This window comes from Paraburkholderia sp. SIMBA_054 (genome assembly GCF_046534875.1).
Taxonomy (GTDB): domain Bacteria; phylum Pseudomonadota; class Gammaproteobacteria; order Burkholderiales; family Burkholderiaceae; genus Paraburkholderia; species Paraburkholderia hospita.
On the sequence record NZ_JAWRXV010001737.1, the window covers coordinates 1 to 235 of the forward strand.

The following is a 235-nucleotide window of genomic DNA, read 5'->3' on the forward strand; positions in this document are numbered from 1 at the left end:
GCGGCAAGGCCGGGTCGAGATGCAGGCGGTCGCCGTGTTTTGTAACGCCAAGGATACCCTCCGTCGCAACGCGGTAGAACCAGCCGGCGGAACCGGTGTACCAGGTCCAGCCACCCTGCCCGCGACGCGGCTCGACAGAATAGATGTCGGCTGCAATCACATAAGGCTCGACGCGGTAGATATCCGGGTTGCGACCATGACTGACCGGGCTGATGAGCGAGAACAGACGCCATGC

Annotated in this window: 1 protein-coding gene; it reads right to left on the reverse strand. The window is 63.0% G+C overall.

Features of this window, described 5'->3' with window-relative positions:
* On the reverse strand, window positions 1-235 hold a 235-nt coding region (locus SB822_RS61050; protein ID WP_410859650.1), incomplete at both ends, for a GH36-type glycosyl hydrolase domain-containing protein.